General features: G+C 31.1%; 17 protein-coding genes. 9 read left to right on the forward strand and 8 right to left on the reverse strand.

From position 1 onward, the window contains the following. Positions 1–72: 72 nt before the first annotated feature. The 4 genes from CLV86_RS08625 to trhO all read right to left on the reverse strand — a co-directional run bounded on the left by CLV86_RS08625 (position 73) and on the right by trhO (position 5,682). A complete protein-coding gene (locus tag CLV86_RS08625) occupies positions 73–2,427 on the reverse strand; it encodes a penicillin-binding protein 1A (protein WP_121051645.1) in 2,355 nt (784 codons plus the stop codon). A gap of 83 nt (positions 2,428–2,510) precedes the next feature. Next, the gene (locus CLV86_RS08630; protein WP_076731477.1) at positions 2,511–2,996 is read right to left on the reverse strand and encodes a gliding motility lipoprotein GldH; all 486 of its coding nucleotides are present in this window, start codon (positions 2,994–2,996) and stop codon (positions 2,511–2,513) included. Then, positions 2,986–4,263, reverse strand: coding sequence for a PSP1 domain-containing protein (locus tag CLV86_RS08635; RefSeq protein ID WP_121051647.1), 1,278 nt, complete (start codon positions 4,261–4,263; stop codon positions 2,986–2,988). Before CLV86_RS08635 ends, CLV86_RS08630 begins: the two co-directional genes overlap by 11 nt. A 351-nt stretch (positions 4,264–4,614) precedes the next feature. Continuing rightward, positions 4,615–5,682, reverse strand: a complete 1,068-nt coding sequence (trhO, locus tag CLV86_RS08640) for an oxygen-dependent tRNA uridine(34) hydroxylase TrhO (protein WP_076731479.1) — start codon at positions 5,680–5,682, stop codon at positions 4,615–4,617. A 527-nt stretch (positions 5,683–6,209) separates the two neighbouring features. Here trhO and recA point away from each other — a divergent pair. From recA to CLV86_RS08660, 4 genes are all read left to right on the forward strand, one after another. Beyond that, complete coding sequence (gene recA / locus CLV86_RS08645) at positions 6,210–7,214, forward strand: recombinase RecA (RefSeq protein ID WP_076731480.1); 1,005 nt, start codon at positions 6,210–6,212, stop codon at positions 7,212–7,214. Between the two features lie 100 nt (positions 7,215–7,314). Continuing rightward, a complete protein-coding gene (locus CLV86_RS08650; protein ID WP_076731481.1) occupies positions 7,315–7,722 on the forward strand; it encodes a hypothetical protein in 408 nt (135 codons plus the stop codon). Positions 7,723–7,748: 26 nt separating this feature from the next. After that, on the forward strand, positions 7,749–8,294 hold the full coding sequence (locus CLV86_RS08655; protein ID WP_121051648.1) for an RNA polymerase sigma factor: 546 nt from the start codon (positions 7,749–7,751) through the stop codon (positions 8,292–8,294). Beyond that, positions 8,294–9,880, forward strand: coding sequence for a hypothetical protein (locus CLV86_RS08660; protein WP_121051649.1), 1,587 nt, complete (start codon positions 8,294–8,296; stop codon positions 9,878–9,880). Before CLV86_RS08655 ends, CLV86_RS08660 begins: the two co-directional genes overlap by 1 nt. A gap of 495 nt (positions 9,881–10,375) precedes the next feature. Here the strand turns inward: CLV86_RS08660 and CLV86_RS08665 are convergent, their stop codons facing one another. The 4 genes from CLV86_RS08665 to purN form a co-directional block, all read right to left on the reverse strand. After that, on the reverse strand, positions 10,376–12,274 hold the full coding sequence (locus CLV86_RS08665) for an amidophosphoribosyltransferase (protein WP_076731484.1): 1,899 nt from the start codon (positions 12,272–12,274) through the stop codon (positions 10,376–10,378). A gap of 115 nt (positions 12,275–12,389) precedes the next feature. After that, a complete protein-coding gene (locus CLV86_RS08670) occupies positions 12,390–13,319 on the reverse strand; it encodes a PfkB family carbohydrate kinase (RefSeq protein ID WP_121051651.1) in 930 nt (309 codons plus the stop codon). 67 nt (positions 13,320–13,386) lie between these two features. After that, positions 13,387–14,028 carry a ribonuclease H1 domain-containing protein gene (locus CLV86_RS08675; protein WP_121051653.1) on the reverse strand — a complete coding sequence of 214 codons (642 nt, stop codon included), beginning with the start codon at positions 14,026–14,028 and terminating at the stop codon, positions 13,387–13,389. A gap of 33 nt (positions 14,029–14,061) precedes the next feature. After that, positions 14,062–14,631, reverse strand: coding sequence for a phosphoribosylglycinamide formyltransferase (gene purN, locus CLV86_RS08680; RefSeq protein WP_121051655.1), 570 nt, complete (start codon positions 14,629–14,631; stop codon positions 14,062–14,064). Positions 14,632–14,813: 182 nt separating this feature from the next. Between purN and CLV86_RS08685 the strand changes: the two genes are divergently transcribed. From CLV86_RS08685 to pyk, 5 genes are all read left to right on the forward strand, one after another. Further along, a complete protein-coding gene (locus CLV86_RS08685) occupies positions 14,814–15,047 on the forward strand; it encodes an acyl carrier protein (protein WP_013869581.1) in 234 nt (77 codons plus the stop codon). Between the two features lie 11 nt (positions 15,048–15,058). Beyond that, positions 15,059–16,309 (forward strand): beta-ketoacyl-ACP synthase II, encoded by a 1,251-nt coding sequence (gene fabF, locus CLV86_RS08690; RefSeq protein ID WP_076731488.1) that lies wholly within the window; start codon positions 15,059–15,061, stop codon positions 16,307–16,309. 7 nt (positions 16,310–16,316) lie between these two features. Next, entirely contained in the window at positions 16,317–17,060 is a 744-nt protein-coding gene (gene rnc, locus CLV86_RS08695) for a ribonuclease III (RefSeq protein WP_121051657.1), read from the forward strand. Positions 17,061–17,211: 151 nt separating this feature from the next. Beyond that, positions 17,212–17,700, forward strand: a complete 489-nt coding sequence (locus tag CLV86_RS08700) for an IPExxxVDY family protein (RefSeq protein WP_121051659.1) — start codon at positions 17,212–17,214, stop codon at positions 17,698–17,700. Next, positions 17,700–19,127 (forward strand): pyruvate kinase, encoded by a 1,428-nt coding sequence (pyk, locus tag CLV86_RS08705; protein ID WP_121051662.1) that lies wholly within the window; start codon positions 17,700–17,702, stop codon positions 19,125–19,127. The genes CLV86_RS08700 and pyk overlap by 1 nt, the downstream gene beginning before the upstream one ends. The last annotated feature ends 44 nt before the right edge of the window (positions 19,128–19,171 follow it).

Raw genomic sequence — 19,171 nt, forward strand, 5'->3', positions numbered from 1 at the left:
AATGTTGCACTTAAAAACAAAAAGCCCTTAAAATAATTATTTTAAGGGCTTTTTGTTTTATAATATTAATTTCTACAACTCCAAACCATCAGGTATATCATCTGTTGGCGTATCGTTATCGCCATCTGGATTATCGGCTTGATATTTATCACAATCTACTTCAATAGATAAGTCTTTTGGTTTCTCAAAATTTCCAGTTGAAATTTTTAAATCCTCATCTTCATAACAACTCTTCATATACATTCCCCAAATTGGTAGTGCCATTGCAGCACCTTGCCCATAAGTTATACTTTTAAAGTGAGCTGCTCTATCTTCTGCTCCAACCCAAACTCCTGTTACCAAATTAGGCACCATTCCCATAAACCAACCATCACTCTGGTTTTGTGTTGTTCCTGTTTTTCCTGCTATTGGATTATTTAATTCGTATGGATAACCTGTTATAATTTCCTTATAAACCGTTTGGTTTCCTCTCCACTTACCTCTTAATCTACTTCCAGATCCAGATTGTACAACACCCTCCATTAACTTAACGGTTACATAAGCAGATTCTGCACTTAAAACATCTCTAGTTTCTGGTGTAAATTGAAATAGAACAGTTCCGTTTTTATCTTCTATACGCTCAATCATTACAGGTTTTGTATACACACCTTGATTTGCAAAAGCAGAGTATGCTCCAACCATTTCGTAAACACTAATATCTGGTGTTCCTAATGCAATAGAAGGCACCTCTGGAATCTCTGAAGTTACACCTAAACGTCTTGCTAAATCTGCAACTGGTTGTGGTCCTACTTTATCCATTAATCTTGCTGTAACAGTGTTAACCGAGTTTGCAAGTGCATCTTTAAGTGTTTTATCTCCACCATAATCTCCACCATCGTTACTTGGTGACCAAGGTTCTGGATTGCCATATTTATTGGCTTCAATAGTTATTTGAGATAGTGGTAATTTATCACAAGGCGACATGTGTAATTGGTCTATTGCAGTGGCATAAACAAACGGTTTAAATGTTGAACCTACCTGACGTTTACCTTGTTTAACCATATCGAATTGAAAGTGTCTATAATTCATACCACCAACCCACGCTTTTACATGACCTGTTTGTGGATCCATACTCATCATTCCTGTACGCAAAAACGACTTGTAATAACGCATTGAATCTATTGGTTTCATAATGGTATCCACTTCGCTAGCTTTACCGTTTTCCCATTTAAAAACAGTCATTTTTGTAGGTACTTGAAAAGAAGCTTCAATTTCTTTATTGCTTTTACCTTGGTTTTTTAGAATTCTCCAACGCTCTCCACGACGCATCGCTTTTGTCATTAAATCTTTTTCTTCTTCTTTAGTAAGGTCTAAAAATGGAGCTGTTGGGTTTCTTTCTGGTGTATTTTGATTAAAAAATTCTGCTTGTAATCTTGGCATATGCCTGCCTACTGCTTCTTCTGCATATTTTTGCATACGAGAGTCTATAGTAACAAAGACTTTTAAACCATCGCTATTAATATTATATTTAGTTCCATCTGGCTTTCTATTTGCTTTGTCGTTTGCCCAATCTTTCATGAAAGCTCTTAAATATTCTCTAAAATAAGTGGCTGTACCATCTCTATGAGATTGTGGAGAATATTTTAAATCTAATTCTGTTTTTTGAAGTGAATCTTTCGTTGCTTCAGAAATGTAGCCATATTTCTCCATTTGGGATAACACAACATTTCTTCTGTTTTTTACACCTACTGGATTACGATTTGGTCTTGGATTGTATAAAGAAGGATTCTTTAACATTCCAACAATCATGGCTGATTCTTTAACATTTAAATCTTGTGGTTCTTTATCGAAATAAATATTTGATGCAGAACGAATACCATCTGCGTTATTATTAAAATCTACAATGTTTAAATACATTGCAATAATTTCTTCTTTAGTATATTGTCTTTCAAGACGAATAGCAATAATCCATTCTTTTGCTTTTTGAAGGACACGCATAACAATATTTCTTGAGCCTTCTCCATGAAACAAGTTTTTTGCTAATTGTTGAGAAATTGTACTAGCTCCACCACTTCCAGGTTTTAAAATAGCTCTTAACGTTCCTCTTCCATCAATTCCTGAATGCTCGTAATATCTTGCATCTTCTGTTGCTACTAAAGCTTCTACTAAGTTTTTAGGAAGTTCATCGTATTTTACTGGAGTTCTATTATCGTCAAAATAAAATTTCCCTATTGTTTTACCATCGCTAGAAATAATTTCTGTAGCTAAATTTGTTTTTGGGTTTTCTAATACCGTATGGTCTGGCATTTCTCCAAAAACACTCCAAGAAGCTAATAAAAACAGTAGTGTGAAAGATAATATACCTCCTAAAAAAAGCATCCAAAACCAACGCACGTATTTTTCGAAACCTTGATGCTCTTGTTTATCTTTTGTTGTTGTCTTTGCCATTTATAAATAAGTGCCTAATATTTAATATTTTAATTTATTTCTACAGTAATTAACAAAACTAAATTATGCTGCAAAAATTATATTTATTCTGTTTTTTCTATTCTAAAGCCAATATCTGTAATACCTTCTAAATTAGCGATACCATTAACTTCTCCATTTTCACGCATAGCGTGATTTATATTTACTGTATACTCTCCGGTTTCGTTAAAAATAACACCTTCTTTATACCATAATTTATTTTCTTTTATGCTTGACAAACCTGTTCCTAAAAATTCTCCATTGGGTTTTGCCATTTTATATTCTAAAGTATCCACAATACTTTTTCCATGAGGAAAATTCATTTCAACAATTAAAAATATATTACTGTATTTGTAGGCATTAGTATTACGTAAATTTACAAATAGATTATATGCTTTTGTTGAGTCTGGTGGATTTACTTTAAAGCTTACAGTATTATCTTTATTCCAAACTTCTGGAACTGTTTCATAATCATCGAATACACTTTTAGAATCGCAAGACCACAAAAATAAGCTTAAAAATAAAAAAAAGTAAAACGTTTTATTTTGCATTCTTGGTATTGTTTTGAGACTTTCCTTGTGGCCTTGGCCTAGATTTTGGTTTTGGTTTTGGCTTATTGGTTTTTTTATTTTGAGGCCTTTTATTAGTATTATTGTTTGGGTTTGTATTTGAATTGTTTTTTTTATTACGGTTTCTGTTCTTGTTATTTCTACGTTTTTTATTGCCTTTTGGACTATCGAAACGTGTTAAACTATCTTGCCCTACTACATTTTCGAACTCAACTTTAGCCTCTTCTATTAACTTTGATGCGTATTCTTCTAAGCTAGCAATTTTTTGTTTTTTCTTATTTAACTCTATAATTTCTCTAGCTTGATCTGTTGTTATTTTGTGCCAGTTCATCCACTCTCCTTCGTAGGCATACCACATGTATCCTTGAAAAATATCTGTTTTCTGGCAAACTGCGGTGCCTTTTTCTGTATATAATTTTGTGTCTGTTTTTGGAAATGCTTTTAAGGCATCTTGATATGAATCTAATTCGTAGTTTAAACAGCATTTTAATTTACCACATTGCCCTGCTAATTTTTGCGGATTTAAGGATAATTGTTGATATCGAGCTGCGCTTGTGCTTACAGATCTAAAATCTGTTAACCATGTAGAACAACATAACTCACGACCACAAGAACCAATTCCGCCAAGTCTTGAGGCTTCTTGCCTGAAACCTACTTGTTTCATTTCTATTCGCGTTCTAAACTCTCTTGCAAAAACCTTAATAAGTTCTCTAAAATCTACACGTTCTTCGGCAGTATAATAAAAAGTTGCTTTACTTGCATCGCCTTGAAACTCAATATCTGAAATCTTCATTTGAAGCTTTAAGTCAATAGCAAACTGTCTAGCTCGAACCTTCATAGGTTCTTCTTTATCGCGTGCATCGCTCCAAATATCGATATCTTTTTGTGATGCTTTTCTATATATTTTTAAAACATCTTCTGGCTTCTCTTTTATTTTTTTGCGTTTCATTTGAACGCGTACTAATTCACCTGTTAAGGTTACCATTCCAATATCATGACCTGCTTGTGCTTGTGTTGCAACAATATCTCCAATTGCTAAAGTTAAATTTTCTGTATTTTTATAGTAATGTTTTCTTCCGTTTTTAAAACGAACCTCAACAAAATCGAAAGGTTTTTCTCCATTAGGAACAGACATATTTGCTAACCAATCGAAAACGGTTAGTTTATTACAGCTGTCTGTACCACAAGTACCGTTATTTTTGCAGCCCTTAGGTGAGCCGTCTTTAGTTGTACAACTTGCGCAAGCCATATTTGTATTTATATATTGATTCTGAACATATTATACTTAATTATAAGGTTCTAACATGAATTCAGAAGACGATTAATATTCTTTTATTTTAACTGAAGTAAACTCTTTTCAGCTTTATATAAAAGCTAACGGTAAAGATAAGATTATTATTATGACCTAAAAAATTTAAATGTTTTGGATTTTAAATCTTATTTAATTTCACTTTAAATATTTGTTTATTAAGTTGTTATAAATAAAATCTTATAAAATATAATGTATCCATTTTTTAAGCAAACAAAACAATTAAATTTATAAAAAAACCTCACAGATTTTAAAATTTGCGAGGTTAAATATAGTTTATGTATTGATCAATTATTCTTTTTTAAAGGTTTCAAATATATTTCTCAAATCTTTTTTATAAGGTAAGTGGTCTGCTCTTCCTTTTTTAAAGATATCATTACTATTTCCTTGTCCTTTTCTTAATGCTTTCTGCTCTTCAAATGGTAAAGCATGTATTTCTTGACATGTAGTTGAACAACAATTATTCATTTCTTCTTTACAACTATCGCACTGTATAAAAAGTAGATGGCAGGCATCGTTTGCGCAATTGGTATGCACATCGAAAGGACTACCGCACTGGTGACATTTTGCTATAACATCGTCACTTATTTTTTCGGCACGCCTATCATCGAAAACAAAGTTTTTTCCAATAAATTTATTCTCTATACCTTCTGCATTTACTTGCCTAGTATATTCTATAATACCACCTTCTAATTGGTATACGTTTTTAAAACCTTTATGCTTATAATAAGCACTCGCTTTTTCACAACGTATTCCTCCAGTACAATACATTAAAAGGTTTTTGTCTTCTTTATGTTCTCGTAAATCTGCTTCAATAATATCTAAACTCTCTCTAAATGTATCTACATCTGGAGTAACAGCTCCATCAAAATGACCAATTTCGCTTTCGTAATGGTTTCGCATATCTACGCAAACTGTGTTTGGGTTAGACAGCATCTCGTTAAAATCTTTAGCTGAAAGATGTATTCCTTTATTTGTAACATCAAAAGAATCGTCGTTTAAACCATCGGCTACAATTTTATCTCTCACTTTAACTTTTAGCTTTAAAAAAGACATATTGTCTTGCTCGATAGCAATATTTAAGCGGATACCATTTAAAAAATCTATGCTATCTAAATGTGTTTTAAAAGCTTCAAAATTATCGGCTGGTAAAGAAAGTTGCGCATTAATACCTTCATGAGCTATGTAAATACGTCCCAAAACGTCTAAACTGTCCCATTTAATAAATAAATTATCGCGTAATTGTTGTGGATTGCCAATTTGAGCATAAGCGTAAAACGATAATGTTAAACGATCTTTTCCTGCTTTTTCTATAAGCTCTGCTCTTTCTTTGGCGCTTAATTTGTTGTACAGTTGCATGCTATACTAGTTTTTAAGGTTAAAGAATAATTTTTGCAAAGGTACTATATTTAATGAACTGAGCAAGCTTGAGCTTATTAAAGATGTTGGTAATTAAGTTAAAAGCAGCTTCAAAATATTTAAAACTTATAAAATAAATTTTTGATTGATTTACTTTTAGTTTTAAACAAAAAAAAGTCCTTTGCACTTTGCAAAGGACTTTTAATAGACTAACTCGTTATTAATTTTTTTTATTTCTAAAAAATTTAACGAGCTAACCTCCATCGGCTTTACAGCTGCTGTTTACTAAAACGGCTACTGAAACACCTAATGTTTTTGATGTTAATATTTTTTTTAAATATCTCATGTTATTACACTTAAAAATTGAACATGATAGTTTAAAAAGTGAGGTTAATTTTTCTTTTTCATAGCCAAAATTTTCCCACCTTTATTAGTAGATGTAAAAATGTTTAAAAGGTTGCGTGAGAAATTAAAAAAAAGATTAAAAAAGTGGTATTTTAGCACAACAAATAGATAAAAAAAAGATTATGAGCAGTGAAAAAGACGCAAAATTAAAAGCACTAAAACTAACTTTAGATAAATTAGATAAAGCCTACGGAAAAGGAACTGTAATGAAAATGAGTGATGCTGCAGTTGTAGATGTAGAAGCCATTCCTTCTGGTTCTTTAGGTTTAGATATTGCTTTAGGTGTTGGTGGATATCCAAGAGGAAGAGTAATAGAAATTTACGGTCCAGAATCTTCTGGTAAAACAACATTAACATTACACGCCATTGCAGAGGCTCAAAAAGCAGGAGGTATTGCAGCATTTATTGATGCAGAACATGCATTCGATCGTTTTTATGCTGAAAAATTAGGTGTTGATATAGACAATTTAATAATCTCGCAACCAGATAATGGTGAGCAAGCATTAGAAATTGCAGATAATTTAATTCGTTCTGGAGCTATTGATATAGTTGTAGTAGATTCTGTTGCAGCCTTAACACCAAAAAGTGAAATTGAAGGTGAAATGGGAGATAGTAAAATGGGATTACACGCTCGTTTAATGTCTCAAGCTTTAAGAAAATTAACAGCATCTATTAGCAAAACCAATTGTACTGTAATTTTTATTAACCAATTACGTGAAAAAATTGGTGTAATGTTTGGTAACCCAGAAACTACAACTGGTGGTAATGCACTTAAATTTTATGCTTCGGTACGATTAGACATTAGACGCTCTACCCAAATAAAAGGTACAGACGGTTCAGTAATGGGTAATAAAACAAGAGTTAAAGTTGTTAAAAACAAAGTAGCACCACCTTTTAAATTAGCTGAGTTTGATATAATGTATGGTGAAGGTGTTAGCAAAGTTGGTGAAATTTTAGATGTTGCCGTAGAAAAAGAAATTGTAAAAAAAGCAGGTTCTTGGTTTAGTTATGAAGACACCAAATTAGGACAAGGTCGAGACGCTGTAAAAGCTATTATAAAAGACAATCCGGAACTATTTGAAGAGCTTGAACAAAAAATAAAACAAGCAATTAAAGACGATATGTAATTATTAAATCCCGATTTTTTCGGGATTTTTTTATTTTTATACGCAACCTTTTAAACATTTTCACATCTACTTATAAATACATGTACAACAGTAACTAGAAATGAAAAAAATTATTGTTTTAATAATTGGCCTTATATTGTTCTCTTGCAGCACAAATGACGATTCTTTTGTAATGTACCAAGACCCAATGCCAGTTGAATCGGTAATTTTACCAGATGAATTTGTTTTAAATGAAACTTATGAAATTACAGTAACTTATTTAAAACCAACTTCATGTCACACTTTTAGTGATATATTTTATAAAAAAAACCAAAATAATAGAACAGTTGTTATTATTGGTACTGTTTTTCAAAATAACACAAACTGTGAAGAGTTAAATACACCATTTGAGGCTAGTTTCAATTTTACAGCAACAGAAACTGGTTCTTATGTATTTAAGTTTTGGGAAAGCAAAAATGATGAAGGAGAAGATGTTTATTTAACAATAGAAGTTCCTGTATTAGGATAATTACTAATTAAAAACATGGATTTAATTTGAGTTTAGAGAAACTCATACAAAATTGTAAGATTAATGATGCTAAAGCACAAAGCGAACTATATAAGCTCTACTCAAGCAAATTGTTTTCTTTAAGCTTAAAGTATTCACGCAACTATGCAGAAGCAGAAGATAATTTACAAGATGCGTTTATTACTATTTTTAAAAAAATAGAACAATATAAAAACAAAGGTTCTTTTGAAGGTTGGTTAAAACGAATTACTATTAATACCGCATTACAGCGTTATAGAACACAAGGTGTTTTTGATATTGTAAATGAAGATTTAATTGAGGATGAAGCAATTACTATTGAAGATGAAGATAACATCCCTTTAGATTATTTATTAAAAATTATTCAAGAATTACCAGACCGTTACCGTTTGGTTTTTAACCTATATGTTATGGATGGCTATTCTCATAAAGACATAGCACAAATGTTAAATATTACATCTGGAACATCAAAATCTAACTTAGCAAGAGCTAGACAGACCTTAAAAAATAAAATAATAGAATATAAAACGAGATTAAATTCTCAATCTTTATAATGAGTGATAAAAAACAAATAGACAGACTTTTTCAAGAAAAGTTTAAAGATTTTGAAGCCAAGCCTAGCAATAAAGTTTGGGAAAATATTCAAAGTAAAATAAACCATCAACCAGAGAAAACTAAAACAGTTTTTCCTCTTTGGCTACGTTTAAGTGCTATTGCAGCTATATTGCTTTTACTATTTTCTGTTGGAAACTTTATATTTAGTAATCAAAATACCAAAACCAATACAACTATTGTAAATACTAATAGCCAAAAAGACAACACACTTACTAATACTAAAAATAGTTCTGTTAAAAACAATGATAATTCTTTACAAAAAAATATAAATAAAGAAAATAAAACAATTACTAATCCAGTAGCTGCTTCAAGTAAAGATAAAATTGAAACTAATAATTCAGAAATTAATTCTTCTTCAAATTCTTTAAACCCTAAAAACAGTTTAAATAGAAAAAATCTAGGTAATAAAAATTTATATAATGTTGCAAAAAGTGCAACAAGCAAAAATGATTTTATTAACCAAAACAAACCACTAAAATCGACTAATAATAATTTAACGAATAAAGCAATTACAAATAATAATTCTATTGTTAATAGCACACTAAACGAAACTAAAACAAATCAAAATGCTACTGTTTTAAATGGTAACACTAGCAATAAAACTATTAATTCTAATAAAATTGATATAAATAGTAAAGATATTATACAAGACAATGTAGCAACTAATGCAAATGTTACTTCAACTAAAAGTGAAACGGAAAAAGAAGAAGAAAAATTGATGGAGCTAGACAGCGCAAACTCGTCTAACGCCATAGAAGAAGCTATTGCCAAGATTGAAGATCTTGATGAAAAAGAAGAAAAAATAAACAGGTGGACGGTAAACGCAAATGCCGCACCTGTTTATTATAATACTCTTGGCAAAGGTTCTCACATTCACGATCAATTTATTGACAATCCTAAAAATGGAGAAGTAAACACAAGCTATGGAATAAATGTTGGTTATGCCCTAAACGATAAATTAAAAGTACGATCTGGAATTAATAAACTTAATTTAAGCTACGATACTGCAAACATTATTGTTTATGAAAACGTTACTAATACACCTAGCAATGTACCTTTACGTAATATAAACTTTATACCTACAAGTAGTGGTCAAAATATATCTGTATTAAGTTCTAATAGTTTTTCTGTTCAACAAATTAGTGAAGTTGTTAATGATAATTTAAATGCTGCACTAAGCCAAAGACTTAGTTATTTAGAAGTTCCTTTAGAACTTGAATACTCTGTAATAAAAAAACGTTTTGGATTAAACTTAATAGGCGGATTTAGCACATTCTTTTTAAGTGATAATGAAGTTGTCACTGAAGTTGAAAATAGAAAAACAAAAATTGGAGAGGCAAATAATATTAATAATTTAAGTTTTAGTGCTAATGCTGGAATTGGTATAGATTATAAATTTAGTAAAACTGTTAAATTTAATTTAGAGCCAACTTTCAAGTATCAAATTAATGCTTACAACGAAACCTCTGGCAATTTTAGACCATACATTATTGGTGTATATACTGGTATTAGTTATAAATTTTAAGTTTTAAGTTAATTTTAGTTGGTTAAACTTTTGCTTAGTATATTGTTAAATTAACAACCCAATAATTTTTAAAAGAGAAGTATTTTAAATTTTAAAAAATAAAAAAGCCGGACGAGAGTCCAGCTTTTTTGCCCCAAATCTACCATGAACTTAACCTACTTATGTTATGGTAAGCTCAAATATAAAGAAGAGTTTTTAATAAAATTGTTTTTTTAGATAAATGGCAAATATATCTGCTAAAATACGTTTCATCGACAGTATTGAGCGTTTTAGAATGCTTTTAGACAAAATACAAAGTTCTTAATTACTTGTAAGTAAACTATTTGCATAAAAAAAGCTGAACTTTAGTTCAGCTTTTTTTGCCCCAAATCTACCATAATCTTAACCTACTTATGTTATGGTATAATAAAAATATATTAAAAATTATCGTTTAAAAAATCTTTTAGATTAAAAGCATTAAACTTAGATAAAATGAAATAAAATACTGATAATCAATTAATAAGCTCGTTCTTTATTTCCTTCATAGAAATTAATAAACGCTCTATTTACTACTCTGTTTCCTCCAACTGTTGGGTAATTTCCTGTAAAATACCAGTCGCCTAAGTTTTTAGGACATGCTTTATGTAAATTATCTACAGATTGAAAAATAATTTCTACTTCTGCATTTACAGAATCATCACTTAACAATTGAGATATTTTAGCTGATATTTCCTCAGTTGTAAACTGGTTATATATTTCGTTTACAAAATTCTTTACATCTTTATCTGCTAAACTTTCTTGCGCTTTACACTTATGGTAAACCTCTTCTACAAGATGATACTTATTGTTTTCCTTTAATAATTCTAAGGTTGCATTAAATGCTACTAATGTTTCTAAATTTGCCATATCAATACCATAGCAATCAGGAAAACGTATTTGCGGAGCAGACGAAACTATTACAATTTTTTTAGGATGTAATCTATCCATCATTTTAATAATACTCTTTTTTAGAGTAGTACCACGTACAATACTATCATCAATAATAACAAGGTTATCTGTTGGTTTAATAACACCATAGGTTACATCGTAAACATGTGCTACTAAATCATCTCGGCTACTATCTTCAGTAATAAAAGTTCTTAGCTTAACATCTTTAATTGCAATTTTCTCTATACGAGGTCTTTCTTTTAAAATTTCAACTACAGTTTCTTTAGACAGCTTTCCTCCTCCATCTAAAATTGCTTGAGTTTTTCTTTGATTTAAGTGTTCTTCAACGGTTTCAATCATTCCAAAGAAAGAAGTTTCAGCTGTATTTGGAATATATGAAAATACTGAGTTTGCTGTGTCATTATCTATGGCTTTTAAAACCTCAGGCATTAATAGACGCCCTAACATTTTACGTTCTTGATAAATTTCTGCGTCACTTCCTCTCGAAAAATAAACACGTTCAAAAGAACAAGCCTTACGTTCCAAGGGCTCTAGAATTTGCTTAATAGCAACTTCTCCAGACTTTTTTGTAATAATAGCATGACCTGGTTCAAGTTCCTTTACATCATCAAATTCTACATTAAAAACAGTTTGTATTACAGGTCTTTCGGAAGCTACAACAACTATTTCGTCGTCTTTGTAATAATATGCTGGACGAATTCCTGCTGGATCTCTTAAAACAAAGCTATCTCCATGACCCATTAATCCTGCCATGGCATAACCTCCATCCCAGTTTTTTGCAGCTCTTTTTAATATTTTTGCAACGTTTAAACGCTCTGCTATTAAAGGTGAGCATTCATTTTTTTTGTAACCTTCTTTTTTAAGTTTTTTATAAATTTTACTAACAGCATCATCAAGAAAATGACCTATTTTTTCCATTATGGTAATAGTGTCTGTATATTCTTTGGGATGTTGACCAAGCTCTACTAAATTACCAAAAAGTTCTTTTACATTGGTCATATTAAAATTACCGGCAAGAATTAAATTTCTGTGTTGCCAGTTATTTTGCCTTAAAAATGGATGAACACTTTCTACACTGTTTTTACCAAAAGTACCATAACGTACATGGCCTAAAAGCACTTCTCCAATATACGGAATATGCTTTTTTTGAAGCGCTACATTATCATTATACTCTGGATGTGCTTCTAACTCGTTATTAATACGTTCGTTAATTTGAGCAAAAATATCTTGAATAGGTTGTTGTTGTATAGACCTAACTCGACTTATGTAACGTTCTCCAGGTTTAGTGTCTAATTTAATACTAGCAAAGCCTGCACCATCTTGACCTCGATTATGTTGCTTTTCCATCATTAAATACATTTTATTTACTCCATAAAATGCACTTCCATACTTTTCTTTATAGAATTCTAAAGGTTTTAATAGTCTAATATGTGCAATACCGCACTCGTGTTTTAAAGCATCACTCATTGTTGTTGTGTTGTGAGTTGTTTTTAATTTTAGCTACAAATTTAGTCGCTAAATTTATTTATTATATACTAAATTCTAATAAATAAAAAACGCGCTCAATAATGAGCGCGTAAATTTATTTTAATTCTATTTCGAATTGTGTTAAATCCTTGAATTGTTGTAGACGCTCAAATATTTCTTTATCTGTTAAAGTAAGCATACGCTCTGTACCAAACTTCTCGACACAAAAAGATGCTAATGCAGATCCATAAATAACAGCATTCTTCATATTTTCAAAAGAGATGTTTCCTGTTTTTGCAATATATCCAGAAAAACCTCCTGCAAATGTATCTCCTGCTCCTGTTGGATCAAAAACTTCTGCGAGTGGTAATGCTGGTGCATAAAACATATTGCCTTCATTAAAAAGTAGTGCGCCATGCTCTCCCTTTTTAATTACAACATATTGTGGTCCCATTTCGTGAATTTTCTTAGCTGCATTTACTAAAGAGTATTCTCCAGATAACTGGCGAGCTTCTTCATCGTTAATTGTAATAACATCTACATTTTTTAAAACAGCTTTTAAATCATCCATAGCAATATCCATCCAGAAATTCATGGTATCTAAAATTGCTAATTTTGGTTTTTTAGACATTTGGTCTAAAACACTTTGCTGTGTAAGTGGATGTAGGTTTCCAAGCATAACAATATCTGCATCCTTATAACTCTCTGGAACTACAGGTGTAAAATGCTCTAATACATTTAACTCTGTTGCTAAAGTATCTCTAGAGTTCATATCGTTATGATATTTACCACTCCAAAAGAAAGTTTTTCCATCTTTTACAATTTCTATACCTTCTATATCAATATTTCTATCTGTTAATAGATCTAAATATTCTTGCGGAAAATCTCCACCAACAACAGATACTGCTGCTGCATTTACATTGTCAAAATTTGAAGCAGATAAACCTATATAAGTTGCTGCTCCTCCTAGAATTTTATCGGTTTTACCAAAAGGTGTTTCTATAGCATCAAAAGCTACTGTACCTACTATTACTAATTTGCTCATAAAAGCGTTTTAATTTAAGCGGCAAATATACGATTTTTATATAGTTTTAAATTAATTAATGTAATTCTTATTTTCTACCAAAATCTGCAGGTATTTCTCCCCAAGCTTTAGTTTCCCATTTTACTATAGTTGTTTTGTAATCGTTTTCTTTTAACCATTTTACTGCACGGTCTACCAAATCGTAAACAGGTTTATTTTTAGAGTTTCGCTCTAATTTAGAATTACATGTTTTTTTTCTAACCCAACTCATAGCTGTTTTAGAGTCTGTGTATATAATACGATCGCTATCATGTTTTTTTAAAAAACTTAAACCATGAACTAATGCTAAAAATTCTCCCAAATTATTTGTGCCTTGCTCAAACGGACCTTGTATAAAAAGTTGTTGTTTTGTTTTAGTATCTACACCACGATATTCCATTATACCAGGATTACCACTTGAAGCTGCATCTACAGCTATTGAATTATAATTAGGGAGTCCTATTTTTTTAAGTTGCTCTGCAGAAAGCTCACTTTTAAAACTTTTGTTTTTTCCTATATAATCGAAATAATTACCTTTTAAAGCTTCTTTTGCTGCATCAAAGGTTGCAAAAGACTTGTATTGAGCTCCTTCGAAGTCTTTAATTAATGATTTACATGTATTCCAAGAATCAAAAACGCCTGTTTTATGCCCTTTCCAAACAGTGTAATATTTTTTCTTTTTTTTACTCATAATAATTTTAAGTGAAAGCGAAAATCAATTTTTTTATTGTGAGTTTAATATATTTTCAACCACTTCAGGAAAATGTTTCATTTCTAATTCATGAATTTTTTCTGCTACATCTTGAGCAGAATCTGACGTTTTCACCTCGCATTTTGCCTGAAAAATGATAGCTCCTTCATCATAATTCTCATTTACGTAGTGAATTGTTATACCTGTTTCGGTTTCTTTTTGTCTTATAACTGCTTCATGAACATGCATACCATACATACCTTTACCTCCAAATTTTGGTAATAATGCTGGATGTATATTTATTACTTTATTATTAAAATGTTTTAGAATATTCTCAGGGAATTTCCAGAGAAAACCAGCTAAAACAATTAAGTCTGGCTTTACAGATTTTAAAATATTTAGAACATCTTCAGTCTCTGTAAAAGCAATTTTATTAAAAGACAAAGCGCTAATTTTCAATTTTTTGCAACGATCTAGCACTTTGGCATGCGGATTGTTAGTTAGTACTTGAATTACAGACGCATTGTCTCTATTTTGAAAAAACCTTATTAAATTTTCAGCATTACTTCCGCTACCGGACGCAAAAATTACTACACGTTTCATTTTCTAGTATTCAATGTTAAATCTTCAAACAAAAAAAAGAATAATTATTAACAATTACGGGCTAAAACCAAAATTCCTCGAAATAAATTATTAACTTTCGGAGTCTTTTTTAAAAGAAAGAATGGTTTTAAAATAAAGTTTTTTATTTTTGCCTCTTAATTAAAACTAAAAAAATTAAAATTATGTCAGACATTGCATCAAGAGTAAAAGCGATAATCGTAGACAAATTAGGTGTTGACGAAAACGAAGTTGTAACAGAAGCTAGCTTCACAAACGACTTAGGAGCAGATTCGTTAGACACTGTTGAATTAATTATGGAATTCGAAAAAGAATTCGATATCCAAATTCCAGATGACCAAGCAGAGAACATTGCAACAGTTGGTCAAGCTGTATCATATATTGAAGCTGCAAAATAAGCACGAATTTTATGGAACTAAAGCGAGTTGTAGTTACGGGTCTTGGAGCACTTACACCAATTGGTAATACCAAAGATGAATATTGGAATGCCTTAATTAACGGTAAAAGTGGTGCCGCACCTATTACGTATTTTGATACTGAAAAGTTTAAAACAAAATTCGCTTGTGAATTAAAAAACTTTGTCGCAACCGATTTTCTAGACAGAAAAGAGGCGCGAAAAATGGATAGGTTTACGCAGTACGCAATGGTCGCATCTGATGAGGCTATTGCGGACGCGAACCTAAATTTAGATACCATCAACAAACTTAGAGTTGGTGTTATTTGGGGAGCCGGAATTGGAGGTTTAGAAACTTTCCAAAACGAAGTATTAAACTTTGCTGAAGGAGATGGAACACCAAGATTTAATCCTTTCTTTATCCCAAAAATGATTGCAGATATAGCACCAGGAAACATATCTATTAAAAATGGATTTATGGGACCTAACTATACAACCGTATCTGCCTGTGCATCATCTGCTAACGCTATGATAGATGCTTTAAATTACATTCGCTTAGGACAATGCGATGTTATAGTTACAGGAGGAAGTGAAGCCGCAGTAACTATCGCTGGAATGGGAGGATTTAATGCTATGCATGCATTATCTACAAGAAATGAAAGCCCAGAAACAGCCTCAAGACCTTTTGACGCCACAAGAGACGGCTTTGTATTAGGTGAAGGAGCTGGAGCTATTATTCTTGAAGAATATGAACATGCCAAAGCTAGAGGCGCAAAAATTTATGCCGAAGTTGTAGGTGGAGGAATGTCTAGCGACGCTCACCATATGACAGCACCACATCCAGACGGAATAGGTGTTATGGCAGTAATGAGAAATTGTTTAGAAAATGCTGGTTTAAAGCCTGAAGACGTAGACCACATAAATACACACGGAACATCTACACCACTTGGAGATGTTGCAGAACTTAAAGCAATTACAGAAGTTTTTGGCGACCACGCTAAAACAATTAATATTAATTCTACAAAATCAATGACTGGTCACTTACTTGGTGCTGCTGGTGCTATTGAATCTATTGCTTCTATTTTAGCAATGGAACATGGTATCGTTCCTCCAACTATTAACCACGAAAATATTGATGAAAATATAGATCCTAATCTAAACTTAACGCTAAACCAACCTCAAAAACGTGATATAAAAGTTGCAATGAGTAACACTTTTGGTTTTGGCGGACATAATGCTTGTGTATTATTTAAAAAGTTAGATTAGAATTTGAATGAAAAGAATTCGAAACATATTCTCAAAGTCTAAAGAAGATAAAGGAGAATTCTTTACAACAATTTCTGAAATTATAGGCTACAAGCCAAAAACGATTAAACACTTTAAAACAGCGTTTACACATCGTTCTATGAATATAAAAAACAACAAAGGCAATCTTGTTAACTATGAGCGTTTGGAGTTTTTAGGCGATGCTATGCTTAGCGCAGTAATTGCACATCACTTGTATATTGAAGTGCCTAGCGGAGACGAAGGCTATCTTACAAAAATGCGTTCTAAAATAGTAAGTAGAGAGCATTTAAATGAATTAGGGCGTAATTTAAAACTAATAAATTTAGTTGAAAGCAAAATACCTAAAGGCCAATTTGGAGATAATATACATGGAAACTTGTTTGAATCTTTAGTTGGAGCCATATATCTAGACGATGGCTATAAAGCATGTGAAAAGTTTATTTATAAACGCGTTATTACACCATTTGTAGATATAGAACAGCTAGAAGGCAAAGTAATTAGCTATAAAAGTTTATTAATTGAGTGGTGCCAGAAAGAAAAAAAGACTTTCGACTACCATGTTTATGAAGATACAGGTAACGATAATATGCGTCATTTCTCTGTAAAACTATCTATAGATAATAAAATTGTTGCAAAAGGAAGAGCTACATCAAAAAAGAAAGCTGAAGAAAAAGCCTCAAAGCGTGCTTTTTTTGTTTTTCAAAATCAAATATCAAAAGTTTTTTCTTAATTATCTTTAGTTTTTTTAAGCCTAAAAAGAAAACACGCAAACACTACAACGTTTTCGTATTATATTCTTGTTAATATTCAGTAAAATAAGGTACTACAAACCATTTTAAATACTATATTTACAATTCTGTCTATGTGCAAATAGTATTAATATGGCAATAAAAAAACTCGTTTTAAATGATTTTTTAGAAGAAGAAAATTTCTCACTTATTGGTATTCATTGTACAATTGAAGATTATCGATTGGCCTTTTTATTAAACAAAGTTTTAGACTTAAAACTTAAGAGACAAGACAAAGACGTCGATAACAACAACCAGAAAACAGCCTTTTCTATTTTTGAATGGGAAGACAAAACACAGTTTAAAATCTGGAATCTAGTATCTAATAACTGTAAAATAATTACAAATGATTTTAACGACGGTTTAGATTCACTATTTAGTGCAAATCAAGTTATAACAAAAACACATCATTTGGTGTCTGAATATAGTAAAGCAAACTATTTACTTAAAATAAGTAATAATTTTTCGCCAAATAAGGAGAAAATTATTTTAGAGAAAATACTAAAAATAAATCAAGTAATTACAGCTTACAGTATAGATACTGAAAGTTTAAAATCTAAAAATCAACTAATATTTAACTAATGTTTAAAAGAAAAAAGACAAAAATAGTAGCGACATTAGGTCCTGCAACAAGTTCAAAAAAAGTTTTAAAAGGCATGTTAGACGAAGGTGCTAATGTTTTTAGAATAAACTTTTCTCACGCTGATTATGCAGATGTAAAAGAACGTGTAAAAATAATTCGCGAACTTAATGATGAATTTGGTTACAACGCTTCTATTCTTGCCGATTTACAAGGTCCAAAACTTAGAGTTGGTGTAATGAAAGGTGAGGTATTTGTAAAACCTGGAGATGAAATAATTTTTGCAACTGGAGAACGTTTTGAAGGTACAAAAGAACGCGTTTACATGACTTACGATAAGTTTCCACAAGATGCTAAAAAAGGTGAGCGTATTCTTTTAGACGATGGAAAATTAATTTTCGAAGTTGTTTCAACAGATAAAAAAACAGAAGTAAAAGCTAAAGTTATTCAAGGAGGTCCTTTACGTTCTAAAAAAGGTGTAAATCTTCCAAATACAAATATATCTCAACCTGCTTTAACAGAAAAAGATATAGCAGATGCAAAATTTGCTTGCGAACTAAAAGTAGATTGGATAGCACTATCTTTTGTACGTCATGCAGAAGATTTAATGGTATTACAAGAACTTATAAAAGAACATAGTGACCATAAAATTCCAATTATAGCAAAAATTGAAAAACCAGAAGGTGTAGCAAACATCGATAAAATTGTTGCTTATTGTGATGGTTTAATGGTAGCTCGTGGAGATTTAGGAGTAGAAATCCCAGCCGAAGAAGTGCCTTTAGTACAGAAAAAATTAGTTTTACGTGCTAAAAAAGCTAGAATACCGGTAATTATTGCCACGCAAATGATGGAAACTATGATTGATAGTTTAACACCAACTCGTGCAGAAGTTAACGATGTAGCAAATTCTGTTATGGACGGTGCAGATGCCGTAATGCTCTCTGGAGAAACTAGTGTAGGTAAATATCCTGTTCAAGTTATTAAGCAAATGGCAGATATTATTCGTAGTGTCGAGGATAGTGATTTAATTAATGTTCCACACATGCCACCAACTATTAGAACAAAACGTTATATAACAAAATCTATTTGTTATCATGCAGCACAAATGGCAAACGAAATTGATGCAAAAGGCATTTCTACATTAACAAATAGTGGATATACTGCTTTTCAAATTTCAGCATGGCGACCAAAGTCTCATATATTAGTATTTACATCTAATAGACGTATTTTAACGCAACTTAATCTACTTTGGGGAGTTAAAGCTTTCTATTACGATAAGTTTGTAAGTACAGATGAAACTATAGAAGATGTTAATAAAATGGCTCAAGAAATGGGTTACCTTGAAAAAGGAGATATGCTTGTAAGTTTAGCAGCAATGCCTATTCAGGAAAAAGGAATGGTAAACACATTAAGAATTACAGAAATATAATAATTTTTAAAAATAAATATAAAAGTAGAAACCAGTTACAAAAA

Source organism: Lacinutrix venerupis (genome assembly GCF_003663945.1).
GTDB classification, from domain to species: domain Bacteria; phylum Bacteroidota; class Bacteroidia; order Flavobacteriales; family Flavobacteriaceae; genus Lacinutrix; species Lacinutrix venerupis.

Bases quoted from the DNA above. Each gene is read 5' to 3' on its own strand.
- CLV86_RS08625 (WP_121051645.1), bottom strand. From the start codon at position 2,427: ATGGCAAAGACAACAACAAAAGATAAACAAGAGCATCAAGGTTTCGAA.
- CLV86_RS08630 (WP_076731477.1), bottom strand. From the start codon at position 2,996: ATGCAAAATAAAACGTTTTACTTTTTTTTATTTTTAAGCTTATTTTTG.
- CLV86_RS08635 (WP_121051647.1), bottom strand. From the start codon at position 4,263: ATGGCTTGCGCAAGTTGTACAACTAAAGACGGCTCACCTAAGGGCTGC.
- trhO (WP_076731479.1), bottom strand. From the start codon at position 5,682: ATGCAACTGTACAACAAATTAAGCGCCAAAGAAAGAGCAGAGCTTATA.
- recA (WP_076731480.1), top strand. From the start codon at position 6,210: ATGAGCAGTGAAAAAGACGCAAAATTAAAAGCACTAAAACTAACTTTA.
- CLV86_RS08650 (WP_076731481.1), top strand. From the start codon at position 7,315: ATGAAAAAAATTATTGTTTTAATAATTGGCCTTATATTGTTCTCTTGC.
- CLV86_RS08660 (WP_121051649.1), top strand. From the start codon at position 8,294: ATGAGTGATAAAAAACAAATAGACAGACTTTTTCAAGAAAAGTTTAAA.
- CLV86_RS08665 (WP_076731484.1), bottom strand. From the start codon at position 12,274: ATGAGTGATGCTTTAAAACACGAGTGCGGTATTGCACATATTAGACTA.
- CLV86_RS08670 (WP_121051651.1), bottom strand. From the start codon at position 13,319: ATGAGCAAATTAGTAATAGTAGGTACAGTAGCTTTTGATGCTATAGAA.
- CLV86_RS08675 (WP_121051653.1), bottom strand. From the start codon at position 14,028: ATGAGTAAAAAAAAGAAAAAATATTACACTGTTTGGAAAGGGCATAAA.
- purN (WP_121051655.1), bottom strand. From the start codon at position 14,631: ATGAAACGTGTAGTAATTTTTGCGTCCGGTAGCGGAAGTAATGCTGAA.
- CLV86_RS08685 (WP_013869581.1), top strand. From the start codon at position 14,814: ATGTCAGACATTGCATCAAGAGTAAAAGCGATAATCGTAGACAAATTA.
- fabF (WP_076731488.1), top strand. From the start codon at position 15,059: ATGGAACTAAAGCGAGTTGTAGTTACGGGTCTTGGAGCACTTACACCA.
- rnc (WP_121051657.1), top strand. From the start codon at position 16,317: ATGAAAAGAATTCGAAACATATTCTCAAAGTCTAAAGAAGATAAAGGA.
- CLV86_RS08700 (WP_121051659.1), top strand. From the start codon at position 17,212: ATGGCAATAAAAAAACTCGTTTTAAATGATTTTTTAGAAGAAGAAAAT.
- pyk (WP_121051662.1), top strand. From the start codon at position 17,700: ATGTTTAAAAGAAAAAAGACAAAAATAGTAGCGACATTAGGTCCTGCA.